12 protein-coding genes are annotated in these 13,462 nt (G+C 77.2%); 4 read left to right on the forward strand and 8 right to left on the reverse strand.

The window, feature by feature from the left end; genetic code table 11:
- Positions 1-118: 118 nt before the first annotated feature.
- The 3 genes from ACHZ99_RS16635 (at position 119) to ACHZ99_RS16645 (ending at position 3,577) form a co-directional block, all read left to right on the forward strand.
- A complete protein-coding gene (locus ACHZ99_RS16635) occupies positions 119-1,060 on the forward strand; it encodes an ABC transporter ATP-binding protein (RefSeq protein WP_420305378.1) in 942 nt (313 codons plus the stop codon).
- Positions 1,057-2,667: an ABC transporter permease subunit gene (locus tag ACHZ99_RS16640; protein ID WP_420305379.1), complete on the forward strand. Its 1,611-nt coding sequence runs from the start codon at positions 1,057-1,059 to the stop codon at positions 2,665-2,667. The genes ACHZ99_RS16635 and ACHZ99_RS16640 overlap by 4 nt, the downstream gene beginning before the upstream one ends.
- An 82-nt stretch (positions 2,668-2,749) precedes the next feature.
- Positions 2,750-3,577 (forward strand): ABC transporter permease subunit, encoded by an 828-nt coding sequence (locus tag ACHZ99_RS16645; protein ID WP_420305380.1) that lies wholly within the window; start codon positions 2,750-2,752, stop codon positions 3,575-3,577.
- Positions 3,578-3,913: 336 nt separating this feature from the next.
- Here the strand turns inward: ACHZ99_RS16645 and ACHZ99_RS16650 are convergent, their stop codons facing one another.
- The 4 genes from ACHZ99_RS16650 to ACHZ99_RS16665 form a co-directional block, all read right to left on the reverse strand.
- Positions 3,914-5,629 (reverse strand): PLP-dependent aminotransferase family protein, encoded by a 1,716-nt coding sequence (locus ACHZ99_RS16650; protein WP_420305381.1) that lies wholly within the window; start codon positions 5,627-5,629, stop codon positions 3,914-3,916.
- Between the two features lie 71 nt (positions 5,630-5,700).
- The gene (locus tag ACHZ99_RS16655) at positions 5,701-6,465 is read right to left on the reverse strand and encodes a B3/4 domain-containing protein (protein WP_420305382.1); all 765 of its coding nucleotides are present in this window, start codon (positions 6,463-6,465) and stop codon (positions 5,701-5,703) included.
- Positions 6,466-6,467: 2 nt separating this feature from the next.
- Positions 6,468-7,085, reverse strand: a complete 618-nt coding sequence (locus tag ACHZ99_RS16660) for a LysE family translocator (RefSeq protein ID WP_420305383.1) — start codon at positions 7,083-7,085, stop codon at positions 6,468-6,470.
- A gap of 124 nt (positions 7,086-7,209) precedes the next feature.
- A complete protein-coding gene (locus ACHZ99_RS16665; RefSeq protein ID WP_420305384.1) occupies positions 7,210-8,103 on the reverse strand; it encodes a LysR family transcriptional regulator in 894 nt (297 codons plus the stop codon).
- Between the two features lie 126 nt (positions 8,104-8,229).
- Here ACHZ99_RS16665 and ACHZ99_RS16670 point away from each other — a divergent pair, with 126 nt between their 5' ends.
- Positions 8,230-8,985, forward strand: a complete 756-nt coding sequence (locus ACHZ99_RS16670; protein WP_420305668.1) for a sulfite exporter TauE/SafE family protein — start codon at positions 8,230-8,232, stop codon at positions 8,983-8,985.
- 4 nt (positions 8,986-8,989) lie between these two features.
- On the opposite strand, the gene ACHZ99_RS16675 is transcribed toward ACHZ99_RS16670, so the two are convergent.
- From ACHZ99_RS16675 to serS, 4 genes are all read right to left on the reverse strand, one after another.
- Positions 8,990-9,367: a hypothetical protein gene (locus ACHZ99_RS16675; protein WP_420305385.1), complete on the reverse strand. Its 378-nt coding sequence runs from the start codon at positions 9,365-9,367 to the stop codon at positions 8,990-8,992.
- A 520-nt stretch (positions 9,368-9,887) separates the two neighbouring features.
- A complete protein-coding gene (locus tag ACHZ99_RS16680) occupies positions 9,888-11,180 on the reverse strand; it encodes a serine/threonine-protein kinase (protein ID WP_420305386.1) in 1,293 nt (430 codons plus the stop codon).
- A 180-nt stretch (positions 11,181-11,360) separates the two neighbouring features.
- Complete coding sequence (locus ACHZ99_RS16685) at positions 11,361-12,170, reverse strand: HAD family hydrolase (RefSeq protein WP_420305387.1); 810 nt, start codon at positions 12,168-12,170, stop codon at positions 11,361-11,363.
- On the reverse strand, positions 12,167-13,456 hold the full coding sequence (serS, locus tag ACHZ99_RS16690) for a serine--tRNA ligase (RefSeq protein WP_420305388.1): 1,290 nt from the start codon (positions 13,454-13,456) through the stop codon (positions 12,167-12,169). Before serS ends, ACHZ99_RS16685 begins: the two co-directional genes overlap by 4 nt.
- Positions 13,457-13,462: the final 6 nt, after the last annotated feature.

The raw sequence follows: 13,462 nt of genomic DNA on the forward strand, positions 1-13,462 counted from the left end.
CTCCCGGCGTCCCTCCCGCTCCGGACACCCGCCTCCCCCGCACGAGCTACTCGCCCGCCCGCAAGACTCCTCCCCCGCGTGACGACCCGCCTGCCGCCCGCTTCGTAGCCTCCTCGTCATGGCAGCGTCAGAAGCAACCATCGAGGTCCGGGAGCTGCGCAAGCGCTTCGGGCCGGTCGCCGCCGTGGACGGGCTGTCGTTCACGGTCGTCCCGGGGCAGGTCACCGGGTTCGTCGGCCCGAACGGGGCCGGCAAGTCCACCACCATGCGGATCGTCCTGGGCCTCGACGCCCCCGACGCGGGCAGCGCGCTGGTCGGCGGCCTCCCGTACGCGGCGCTGCGCCGCCCGATGCAGCACGTGGGCGCCGCGCTGGACGCGGCGGCCGTGCACCCGAGCCGGCGCGGGCGCGACCACCTGCTGTGGCTGGCGCACTCGCACGGCCTGCCGGCCCGCCGCGTCGACGAGCTCCTGGAGCAGGTCGGCCTCGGTGCGGCGGCGCGGCGGCGGGCCGGCGGCTACTCGCTCGGGATGCGCCAGCGCCTCGGCATCGCCGCCGCGCTCCTCGGTGACCCGCCGGTGCTGCTCTTCGACGAACCGGTCAACGGCCTCGACCCGGAGGGCATCCGCTGGATCCGCGGCTTTCTGCGGCGGCTGGCGGCGGAGGGGCGGGCGGTGCTCGTCTCCAGCCACCTGATGAGCGAACTGGAGGACACCGCCGATCACCTGGTGGTCGTCGGCCGCGGCCGGCTCGTCGCGGACACGTCGGTGGCGGAGCTGCTGGCCGCCGCGTCCGACAGCCGGGTCGCGCTGCACACGGGGGCGCGGGAGCGGGCGATGACGGTGCTGTCGGCGGCGGGGGCGACGGTGGCGGCGACGGGGCGGGAGTCGCTGACGGTGTCGGGGCTGCCGGCGGAGCGGGTGGCGGAGCTGCTGGGGGCGGGGGCGGTGCCGTTCTCGGGGCTGGCGGCGCACCGGGCGTCGCTGGAGGAGGCGTACATGGAGCTGACGCGCGGCGAGGCGGAGTTCGCGGCCGAGGCGGAGGGGGAGGGCCCGCGATGAGCGCGGATACGGGTACGGGCACGGGTGCCGCGGCGGCGGCGCGTACGGGTACGGAGGGCGGGGGCGTGGCCCCGTACCGGTCGCAGCTGCCGCCCGCGCGCGACGGGTTCCGGCAGCTGCTGCGCGCCGAGTTCACCAAGCTGCGCAGCGTCGGCCGGTGGCTGCTGACGCTGCTGGCGGGGGTGGTGGTGACGGTGCTGGTGTCGCTGGTGTCGGCGGGCGGCAGCAGCGTGGCGACGTCCGACGACGGGGGCGGCGGCGCTGCGGAGGCGGCGGGGGCGGCGGGCGCGCGGGTGGCGGACTCGTTCCGCTTCGTGCACCGGCCGCTGGCCGGGGACGGGTCGATCACGGCGCGCGTGACGGAGCTGACGACGGGACAGGGCACGGACGCGCCGTGGGCGAAGGCCGGCGTGCTCGTGAAGGCGGGTACGGAGCCGGGGAGCCCGTACGTCGCGCTGATGCGCACGGCGGAGCACGGGGTGCGGTTGCAGTACGGGTTCGAGCACGACATCGCCGGCCGCGACGTGGCCGGCGACGCTCCGGTGTGGCTGCGGCTGACGCGCGAGGGCGACCGGCTGACCGGCTACGAGTCTGCGGACGGCGAACGCTGGGACGAGGTCGGGAGCGTCCCGGCGGCCGGGCTGCCGGAGACGGCGCGGGCGGGGCTGTTCGTGGCGGCGCCGGAGACGGTGCGGGTGGAGCGGTCGTTCGGGTCGCTGAGCATCGGGGCGGGGCCGAGCGAGGCGACGGGGGTCTTCGACCACGTACGGCTCGAAGGCGGCGCCGGTTCCGGCGGCGCCGGTGACCGTCGTACGGCGTGGCGGGACGAGGCCGTGGGGCCCGCGTCCGGTCCGGCGGCGGCGAACGGCCCGGCCGGCGGCGCCGAACGCGCCGGCGGCACGTTCACCGTCACCGGCTCCGGCGACATCGGCCCGCTCCCGCCCGCGGGCGACCTGACGTGGATGAGCCTGGCGGGGGCGCAGGTCGGGCTGATCGCGTTCGCGGCGCTGGGCGTGCTGTTCATCACCGCCGAGTACCGGCGCGGCATGATCCGTACGACGTTCACGGCCGCACCGCGGCGCGGACGGGTGCTGGCGGCGAAGGCGGCGGTGCTGGCGGCGGTGGCGTTCGCGGCGGGGCTGGCGGGCGCGGTGGTGTCGTTCCTGGTCGGGCAGGGGGCGCTGCGCGCGGCCGGGCACCGGCCGCCGCAGTTCCCCGAGGTGTCGCTGGCCGACGGGCCGGCGCTGCGGGCGGTGGTGGGGACGGGGCTGCTGCTGGCGCTGGTGGCGTTGTTCGCGCTGGGGCTGGGGGCGCTGCTGCGGCACACGGCGGCGGCGGTGACGATCGTGGTGGTGCTGTTCGTGCTGCCGCTGGTGCTGGGCGGAGGGCTGCCGCTGGGGGCGGTGGAGTGGCTGTTCCGGGTGACGCCGGTCGCGGGGTTCGGGGTGCAGAGCACGACGCCGCGGTATGAGCAGGTGGAGACGGTGTGCCTGCCGGAGGACGGGTGCATGCCGCAGGGGCCGTGGGCGGGGCTTGCGGTGCTGGCGGCGTGGGCGGCGGTGGCGCTGGCGCTGGCGGCGTGGCGGCTGCGGCGGCGCGATGCGTGAGCGGCGGGGCGCGGCGGCGGTCGGGGCGGGTCGTGCGGAGGGGGCGGCGCAAGGGCTTCGGCAGGGGCTTGGCAAGGAGCGTGTGGAAGGGGCGGCGAAGGGGCCTCCGGCCGGGCGCGGGGCGGGCTTCGACGGGGTACGGGCCGCGGGGCGGGCGGCGCGGGCGGAGTGGACCAAGCTGCGTACCGTACCCGGCACCTGGTGGCTCCTCCTCGCCGTCGCCGCCGTCACCGCGGCGGTCGGGGCGGGCGCGGTCAGCGGGCTGTCCACGGCGCACTGCCCGCCCGCCGGCTGCCGCGAGGACGTGGTGCGGACCAGCCTGACCGGCGTGTGGGCCGGGCAGGCGGCGGTCGCGGTGCTCGCGTCGCTGGCGGTCACGTCGGAGTACGGCACGGGCACGATCCGTACGACGCTGACCGCCGTGCCCGGGCGGCTGCGGGTGCTGGCCGCGAAGGCCGCGGTGGTGGCCGCGGCGGTGCTGGTGGCGGGCGGCGCCGGGGTGTGGGGGGCGCTGCTCGCGGGGCGGGCGCTGGTGCCGGCCGGCTTCACCCCGTACGACCTGGGGGCGGGGCCGGTGCTGCGGGCCGGATTCGGGACGGTGCTGTACCTGGCGCTGGTGGCGCTGCTGGCGCTGGGCGTGGGCGCGGCGCTGCGCGACACGGCCGGGTCGGTCGCGGCGTGCCTGGCGGTGCTGTACGCGTCGCCGCTGGTGGCGGGGATGCTGTCGGATCCGGAGTGGGTGGAGCGGCTCCAGCGGTACGGGCCGGCGTCGGCGGGTCTCGCGGTGCAGTCGACGGTGGACACGGGGGAGTTGCCGATCGGGCCGTGGGCGGGGCTGGGCGTGCTGGCGGTGTGGGCCGTGGCGGCGCTGGCGGTGGGCGGCACGGCGCTGCGGCGCCGGGACGCGTGAGGCCGCGGACCGGGGTGCGGGGGTCGCCCCCCCCCGGGGCCGTGACCTGGGGCGGCGGTCCGGAGCCGCGCGGCGGAGCCCGGCCCGGGCGGGGCGCGTGGCGGGCAGGGCCCGCGGCGGGACGCCCCGGGGCCCGACGCCCGATGCGTGGGCCCCGCGGTGCGCACCGCCGGGCGGGCGCGGTCCCGGCCGCGGAGGGCCGCCCCGCGTGGACGGCAGCGGGTCTGTGCCGCCACCCCCGGTCGAATCACTTGCAGCGAGGCCCCCAGCCGGGTCACCCCCTCCGCCGGGCCTCGGCCCCCGCGGGGGCACCACCGGCCGGGTCCCCCGCCCGGGTCACCCCCGCAGTGCCCGCCCCAGCAGCCGCACCCCCTCCGTCACCGCGTCGGGGTGGCTCGCCGCGTACCCGAGGACCAGGCCCGGCGGTCCCGGGCCGAGCCGGTGCCAGGACAGCGGCTGCACCTTCACCCCGCAGCTCAGCGCCGCCGCCGCCAACTCCGTGTCGGTCACCCCCGCCAGCCCCGCACCGTACGGACCGGCGGCGCGCCCGTCGCCGAACGTCACCGTCAGGTGCAGCCCCGCCGCCGCGCCGTGCACCACCGCGCCCGGCAGGTGCGCCGCGACCGCCGCGATCATCGCGTCCCGCCGCCGCCGGTGCCGGCCCCGCAGCAGCCGCAGGTGCCGCTCCAGCTCCCCCGACTCCATCAGCCGCGCCAGCACGAGCTGCGGCAGCACCGCGTTGCCCAGGTCGGTGAACCGCTTGGCGTTCACCAGCGCGTCCCGGTACCCGGGCGGCGGCACCACCCACCCCACCCGCAGCGCCGGCGCCAGCAGCTTCGACACGCTGCCCAGGTAGCAGACCCGCTCCGCGAGCATCGCGCGCAGCGCGGGCACCGGCGGGCGGTCGTAGCGGTGCTCGGCGTCGTAGTCGTCCTCCAGCACGAGGCCGCCGCCGTCCTCCGCCCAGCGCAGCAGCTCGCGGCGGCGCTCGCCGCTGAGCACCGCGCCGGTCGGGAACTGGTGCGCCGGGGTGAGAAGCACGGCGCGCGCCCCGGTGGCGCGCAGCGCGTCGACACGTATGCCGTCGGCGTCCACCGGCACCGGGAGGATGCCCAGCCCGCCGTTCTCCAGATGCTGCCGCGCACCGAGCGAACCGGGGTCCTCCAGCGCCACCGCCTCCACCCCGTCGGCGCGCAGCACGGGGTGCAGCAGGGTGAGCGCCTGGGCGGTGCCGGCGACGATGAGGACGTCGTCGGGGCCGGCGCGGATGCCGCGGTTGCGGGCGAGCCAGCCGGCGACCGCGCGGCGCAGGGCGGGGGCGCCGTGCGGTTCGCCGTAGCCGAGGTCGGCGGCGGACAGCTCGGCGAGGACGGCCCGCTCGGCGCGGAGCCAGGCGGCGCGGGGGAACGCGGCGAGGTCCGGCACCCCCGGGGTGAGGTCGAACCGGGCGGGGGCGCCGCGCAGGGCGTCGAAGGCCCCCGGCCCGGGAGCGTCCGGGAAGAACACGGCCGCGGTCCCGGCAGCCCCCGCCCCCGCGGCGGAGCCGGAGGCCCGGGCGGCCCCGTTTCCCGGAGCGGCGGCCGCGCCCGGGGCCGCGGATCCCGTACCGGCGGCGGAGCCCGGGACCCCGGAGCCCGGGACCCCGGAGTCCGAGCCCCCGGGACCCGCAGCCCCGGACCCCGGGCCCGCGGAACCCGCGGCCGCGGGAGACGAGGACGCGCCAGGCCGCCGCGGGCCCGCCGTCCCGGCCCCCGCCGGCGCCGCGACCACCACCGTCCCCCCGCGCCGCCGCCCCTCGACGTGCCCGTCCTCCGTCAGCCGCCGGTACGCCTCCGTGACCACCCCGCGCGACACCCGCAGCTCCGCCGCCAGCACCCGCGTCGGCGGCAGGCGGCTGCCCACCGGCACCCGCCCGTCCGCGATCCCCTCCCGCAGCCGCCACGCCAGCCAGTCCGCCATCCCGCCCGCCGGCGCCTCCCCGACGTCGAGCTGGAGGAAATCCGACCCGAACGCTTTGGACCCCTCAGAGTCTCCTTCTTTCACCCCGTTCATGGATCCATCGTGGCACGCGCCACTGACAACGCCCCCCGGACGCCCCAGCACCCGCCCCGGCCCCCGCACCCTCACTCCCCGAACACGAACTCCGCCCCCGCCCCCGCCAGCACCGCCGCCTTCGGCGCCACCCCCCACAGCCGCGCCAGCTCCCCCTCCACCGCGGCCGTCAGCTCCCCCACGTCCGCCGCGGCCGTCTCGTGCACGCCCTCCGCCACCACCAGCACCCTGCGCGTCTTGGCCCCCACCGCCGAATACCCGCTCTGCCGGTTCGTCCAGCGCCGCGCGTGCGCGCGCCCCGCCGAGTCGGCGAACGTCACCTCCCCCGCCGCCGGGTGCTCGGTCCCGCCGCCGAACGCCGTGTACGTCTCGTCGCCGGCGGCGCGCCGCACCTGAAGCCACGGCTCCGCGATCCGGTCCACGTCCAGCACCGCGACCGGGATCGCGTACGCCACCGAGACCGCGTTGCACAGGTCCACCACCGGGTGAATCCGCGGCAGCGACCCCTCCCGCCGCAGCCGCCGCAGCAGCGACTCCGACGCGCACCGGTACTGCGTCGGCCGCAGCCCCAGCCGGGTGTACGTCCGCCGCCACGCCCGCACCTCGGGGAACTCCCCCTCCGTGCCCGCCGTCAGCCGCCGCCGCGCGATGTCCGTGTACGCCGCGATCCGCGCCGCCAGCTCCGCGCCCGCGCCGTCCCCCGCGCCTACGCCCACGCCCGCGCCGTCACCCCCGCCGTCACCACGCCCGAACCCGCCGGCCACGGCCCCGTACACCACCCCCGCCACCAGCTCCGGAAACTCCGCCCGCAGCTCCTCCGCATGCCCGAACCGCATCGTCACGCCACCGCCAGCTTCGCGCCCAGCCCCACGAACGACGCCGCGAACACCCGCCGGATCCCCGCCATCACCCGCGGCCGCCCCAGCACATGCCCCCGTACGGCCGCCGCGCACATCCCGTACGCGACGAACACCACGAACGTCATCCCCGTGAACACCGCGCTCAGCCGCAGCATCGCCGCCACCGACCCCGGGTCGCCCGCCGGCACGAACTGCGGCAGGAACGCCACGAAGAACATGGTCAGCTTCGGGTTGAGCAGGTTCAGCAGCACGCCGGAGAGGATCACCCGCGACGCCGGCGGCGGCCCGTCCGCCGCCGCGCCGTCGTCGCCGACCACCAGGGCCCGCTTGTCGCGCAGCGTCGACCACGCCATGTACAGCAGGTACGCGACCCCCAGATACCTGACCACCTCGAACGCCACCGCGCTGGTGTGCAGCAGCGCCGCGAGCCCGGTGACGGTGGCGAGGGCGTGCGGGACGGTGCCGAGCGTGCAGCCGAACGCCGCCACCACGCTCGCGCGCCGGCCGTGGGACAGCCCGGCGGCCAGGGTGTAGACCACGCCGGTGCCCGGCGTGAGGACCACGACGAGCGTGGTCAGGAGAAAGGCGGTGCTCACGGAAGCCCTCCGACGGTGGGGAAACGGTGCCGACGCCGTCCACCCTCGCCCACCGATGGCCCCTTGGGCAGGACCAAAGAAGGGTGAGATCACCGGTCCATAACAGCCGACCGGTTCACCGCGGCTACGAAGCGGCCGCCTCCGCCGCCACCATGTCCGCGAACGCCCGCGCCAGCGGCGACAGCGCCGCCCACCGCCGCACCGCCCACCCCGCCCACAGCGGCGGCAGCTCCGGTACGGGCACCAGCCGCACCCCCGGATGCCGCCCGTGCCGCCACCCGGGCAGCTCCGGTACGACGGCGTAGCCGAGCCCCAGCTCCGCGAGGAGGATCGCCGTGTCCCAGTCCGCGACCGACGTGTCGAACGCCGGCAGCGGCACCCCCGACTCCGCGAACCACGCCTCCAGATGCGCCCGCGAACTGGAGTTGCCCGGCAGCCCTATGAGCCGCACCGCCGCCAGGTCCGCCGCCCCCACCGCCGGCCGCGCCGCCAGCGGGTCGCCCTCCCGTACCGCCAGCACCCACGGCAGCTCCGCCGCGCGCCGCAGCTCCACGCCCCGCACCGGCGCGGAGATCGTGATCCACGCCAGGTCGGCGCCGCCCGCGGCCAGCGCCGCCACGCAGCCGCGGCTGGAGTTCTCCGTCTGGAACTCCAGGCTCACCTGCGGATACCGCTCGCGGAACGCGACGACCGCCGCCGACATGAAGTGCCGTACGGTCGTCGCCCCCGTCGTGACCCGCACCGACCCGCCGTCCCCGCGCGCCAGGTCGCCGAGCCGCCGCAGCGCGTGGTCCACGCCGCCGATGCCCTCGGCGGCGGCGGCGCGCAGCAGCTCCCCGGCGTGCGTGGGGACGACGCCGCGCGGATGCCGCTCCACCAGGCTGAGCCCGACCTCCCGCTCCAGCCGCTTGACGTGCTGGCTGACGGCCGACTGCGTACAGCCCAGCTCCCGCGCCACCGCGCTCAGGCTCCCCGCCCGGCACACGGCGACGAACACCCGCAGGTCGTCCAGAGTCATGCGCCTCAAGCTAGCCCTTGGGAATGCCCAAGAACACCCGAGGATTGACTTGGGCGGAGCGCCGCGCCCACGATGACCACGATCTTCGCCGCGCCCGGCACCGACGCAGGCAACGAGGAGGACCCCGTGGAACCGCTCGAAGCCGCCGCGCTCGCCGGCGCCGGCCTCGCCGCCGGCGGCATGAACGCGGTCGTCGGCTCCGGCACCCTCATCACGTTCCCCACCCTCCTCGCCCTCGGCTACCCCCCGGTCCTCGCCAACGTCTCCAACACCGTCGGCCTCGTCCCGGGCGTCGCCGGCGCCGTCTACGGCTACCGCCGCGAGCTGCGCGGCCAGCGCCGCCGCATACTCCGCTTCGGCACCGCCTCCCTCCTCGGCGGCCTGACCGGCGCGCTGCTGCTTCTGCAACTGCCGGCGGAGACGTTCCAGGCCGTGGTCCCCGTCCTCATCCTCACCGCCTGCGCCCTGGTCCTCCTCCAGCCCGTCCTCAGCCGCCGCCTCGCCGCCCGCGACGACGACGGCGACACGGACGGCGGCGCCCCGATGTGGGTCGGCGTCCTCGGCACGGGCGTCTACGGCGGCTACTTCGGAGCCGCGCAGGGCGTCATCCTCATGGGCCTGTTCGGCACGTTCGTCCGCGACGACCTCCAGCGCCTCAACGCCGCCAAGAACGTCCTCGCCGCCCTCGTCAACGGCGTCGCCTCGATCGTCTTCGTCCTCGTCACCGACGTCGACTGGACCGCGGCCGGCGTCATCGCCGCCGGCTCCACCGTCGGCGGCTTCCTCGGCGCCCACCTGGGCCGCAAGCTCACGCCGGCCCTGATGCGGACCATCATCGTCGCCGTCGGCACCACCGCCGCCCTCACGATGCTCATCAGCTGACGGGTTACGGCTGCGCGGTGGTGGCGTTCCGCCAGACGGTGATGTCGAGGGCGATGTAGCTGCTCGGGTCGCTCTGCGGCGAGACTCCCTGGTAGGTGATCAGGGCGATGTGCCCGGCCGTGGTCTCCAGGCAGATGTTCGCCCCCTCTGCGACATCCTCCAGGTAGATCGATTCGGCGTAGCGGGTGACCTCGCGGCAGGTGCCGAGCGTGGGCTCCTCGTTGGGCTGGAGAAGGACGAACCGGCCGTTGTCGGTTTCCAGATATGGCCCGCTGACGTACTCGATGTCGCCATCGCCGTCCGACTCCGGGCGGGGCGGTTCGTCCTTGAGGTTGAGGTGGTATGACGCGGGCAGTTCGATGCCCTCGTACGTCTCCGGCACCGGGTCCGCCGGCGGCTCGGTCGTGGGCGGGTCCTCGGCGGGCTGCCCGTCGCCGGTGTCCTGCTGCTTGTCGTCCTGCTTGCTGTCCTGCCTGCCGTCGCCCTTCGCCTGGGGCGAGCTGCCCGACGAACGGTCCTGGCGGCCCGTACCGCCGTCGCCGTCGTCGTCCTGGAGGGTGCTGACGAGGTACGCGCCCCCGGCGGCGCCCAGCAGCAGCGCGCCGGCCAGCAGCCCGGCGATCAGCCCGGTGCGCCGCTTGCGGGGCCGGGGCGCGGGCTGCTCCTGTGCGCGCGCCCGCGGCCGGGGGTGCGGCCGGGGCGGGCCGGGCTGCGCCGGGGCGGGTGCGCCGGCGGGGCCCGCGGCCCCGGTGGGCGGGTGGTACGGGCCCGCGGCGGCGGGCCGGGTCGGCTGGTCCGCCCGGGCGTACAGGTCCGGCGCGGCCGGCGGAGCGGGCGTGTCCGGGGCCGTCGGCGCGGGTGGCGTGGTCGCGGCGGACGGACTCGCCGCCGGTACGGACGACTCAGGCGGTCCGGATGAGGCGGCGGTCGGCGCCGGCGGGCCGGACTCCGGCGACGCCGCGGGCGCCGGCGACGCGGCCGCCGCAGGCGACCCGCCCGACGCCGGTGGGCCGGCGGGCGGCGACGGCGGGTTGGCGGCCGCCGCCTGCGCACCGGCGGGCGGCGTCGGCGGCGCGGCCGGCGTGGCCGGTGCCGGTGACGTGCTCGGCGCGGGCGGGACCGCCGGGGCCGCCGGGGTCGGGGAGCCGCCGGCGTCGGCGGCGCGGCGGGGGCGGGCGGCGGCGCGGCGCTGCCGGGGCCGGTGGCGTGCCCGGGGCCGGGGCCGTGACCGGCGGTGCCGGGGCCGTGGCCGGCGGCGGGGCCGCGGCGGGCGGCGGGGGCGCCGAGATCCGGCGCGTACGCTCCGTGATCGCCGCCGCGACCGGCCCCGGCAGCCAACCCTCCCCGATCCGCAGCTGCGTCTGGCTGCCCGCCGCCTCACACGCCCTGATGACCTCCGTGAGCGCCCCGCGCTCCGCCGGGTCCTTGGCCAGGCACAGGTCCACCACCGGCCGCAGCGCGTCCGGCACCCCGGTCAGGTCGGGCTCCTCGTGGACGATCCGGTAGACCACCGCGTGCGAGGGCCCCTCGCCGTGCGCCGGCCGCCCGGTGGTGGCGAAGACGGCGACCTGCCCGAGGGCGAAGACGTCGGTGGCCGGGGTGAGCTTGCGGCCCGCCGCCTGCTCGGGCGACATGAACGCCGGGGTGCCGATCAGCAGCCCGCTGCCGGTCAGCGCGGTGGCGTCGGCGGCGCGGGCGATGCCGAAGTCGATGACGCGCGGGCCGTCGGCGGCCAGCAGCACGTTCGACGGCTTGAGGTCCCGGTGCACCACGCCCGCGCCGTGGATCGCGGTCAGCGCCTCCGCCACCCCGGCGATGAGCAGCAGCGCGCTCTCCAGCGGCAGCGGCCGCTCCTCCGACACCACGTCGGCCAGCGCGGGCCCGGTCACGTACGCCGTGGCCAGCCAGGGCTGCTCGCCCTCGGTGTCGAAGTCCACGACCGGCGCGGTGTAGAGGCCCTGGACGCGCTGCGCCGCGTGCACCTCCTGGGCGAAGCGGCGGCGGAACTCCGGGTCGTCGGCGAACTCCGGCCGGATCACCTTGATCGCCACGGGTCGGCCGCCGGGGGTGTACGAGAGGTAGACCTTGCCCATGCCGCCCGCGCCGAGGCGGCCGGCCAGCCGGTACGCGGCCACCGTCGCCGGGTCCTCCGGGCCCAGCGGCCTCAGGATCCGGTCGAGCCCGCCCACGTCCATCCCGCCGTCCCCCTCGCTGGATCCCGGTGTCCCCCGCCCTTCACAAGGGCGGTTCCGCATCCTACTCAGGGACCGACTGCCCGGTGGCGCCGCCCGGTTGATTCCCCGTCACCCCGCGGCCCGTACCCCCGCCCGGCCGACCCCCGCCCGGCGGTACCCCCGCCCGGCCGCGGACGGGCCCTACCCGAACACCCGGTCCAGCACCGCCGCGATGCCGTCCCCGTCGTTCGACCCGGTCACCTCGTCCGCCACCGCGGCCAGCTCCGGGTGCGCCCCCGCCATCGCCACCCCGTGCCCGGCCCAGCGGAACATGGGTATGTCGTTCGGCATGTCCCCGAACGCGATCGTCTCGGCCCCCTTGACCCCGAGCCGGCGCGCCGCGAGCGACAGCCCCGTCGCCTTGGTCAGCCCGTGCGGCAGCATCTCGACGGTGTCGGCGCCGGCGAGGACCACCCCGACGAGGTCGCCGGCGGTCTCCCGGGCGGCGGCCGTGAGCGCGTCGTCGTCCAGCTCGGGGTGCTGGAGGTAGAGCTTGCCGACCGGCTGCGCCAGCAGCTCGTCCCGGTCCGCCACCCGGCGGACCGGCAGGTCCCGCTCCGCCACCGCGCGGAAGCCGGGGCCGAAGAGCACCTCGCCGTCGAGCCCGTCCGTGCTGGCGGCCACCGCGACCTCGCCGACCTCGGCCTCCAGCTTCGCCACGGCGTCGGCGGCGAGGCGCCGGTCGAGGGTCACGGAGGTCAGCAGCCGGTCCTCGCCGGCGTGGTACACCTGCGCGCCCTGGCCGCAGACGGCCAGTCCCGCGTAGCCCAGCTCGTCGAGGATGTGCCGGGTCCAGGCCACGGCGCGGCCGGTGACGACGATGTGGGCCGCGCCCCGGGCGCACGCCGCCTCGATGGCCGCGCGGGTCCGCGGCGAGACCGTCTCGTCGCTGCGCAGCAGCGTGCCGTCGAGGTCGGTGGCGATGAGCCGGTACGGCAGCGGGCGGCTCACTTCGCCACCGGCTGAAGCACCTCGCGCCCGCCCAGGTACGGCCGCAGCACCTCCGGTACCGCCACCGAGCCGTCCGGCTGCTGGTGCGTCTCCAGCAGCGCCACGATCGTCCGCGGCACCGCGCACAGCGTGCCGTTCAGCGTGGCCAGCGGGCGGGCCGCCTTCTTCTGGCCCTGCCCGTCGCGCATCCGCACCGACAGCCGCCGCGCCTGGAACTCCCCGCAGTTCGACGTCGACGTCAGCTCGCGGTACCTGCCCTGGGTCGGGATCCACGCCTCGCAGTCGTACTTCCGCGCCGCCGACGCGCCCAGGTCGCCCGAGGCCACGTCGATGACCCGGTACGCCAGGCCGAGCGCCGAGAGCCACTGCTTCTCCCACTCCAGCAGCCGCTCGTGCTCCGCCTCCGCTTCCTCGGGGGCGACATACGAGAACATCTCGACCTTGTCGAACTGGTGCACCCGGATGATGCCGCGGGTGTCCTTGCCGTGCGAGCCGGCCTCGCGGCGGAAGCAGGGCGAGAACCCGGCGTAGCGCAGGGGGAGCCGGTCGGCCTCGATGATCTCGTCCATGTGGTACGCGGCGAGCGTGACCTCGGAGGTGCCGACGAGGTAGAAGTCGTCGCGCTCCAGGTAGTACACGTCCTCGGCGGCCTGGCCGAGGAAGCCGGTGCCCTCCATGGCGCGCGGCTTGACCAGCGCGGGGGTGAGCATCGGGGTGAAGCCTGCGGCCGTGGCCTGCGCGATCGCGGCGTTCACCAGCGCCAGCTCCAGCAGGGCGCCGACGCCCGTCAGGTAGTAGAAGCGCGAGCCGGAGACCTTGGCGGCGCGTTCGGTGTCGATGGCGCCGAGGATGCGGCCCAGCTCCAGGTGGTCCCGCGGCTCGAAGCCCTCGGCGGCGAAGTCGCGCGGGGCGCCGACGGTCTCCAGCAGCGTGAAGTCGTCCTCGCCGCCGACGGGCACGGCGGGGTGCACCACGTTCCCCAGGCGCAGCAGCAGCCGCTGCGTCTCGGCCGCGGCCTCGTCCTGCTCGGCGTCCGCGGCCTTGACGGCGGCGGACAGCTCGCCGGTGCGCCGCAGCAGCTCCTGCTTCTCCTCGCCCTGCGCGCGCGGGATGAGCTTGCCGAGCTGCTTCTGCTCGGCCCGCAGCTCGTCGAAGCGGGTACTGGACGACCTGCGCCGCTCGTCGGCGGAGAGCAGCGCGTCGACGAGGCCGACATCCTCTCCACGGGCGCGCTGCGACGCGCGCACTCGGTCGGGGTCCTCACGGAGCTGGCGAAGGTCAATCACGGAGCC

The sequence above is a fragment of the Streptomyces sp. MAR4 CNX-425 genome (assembly GCF_048656465.1).
GTDB lineage: Bacteria > Actinomycetota > Actinomycetes > Streptomycetales > Streptomycetaceae > Streptomyces.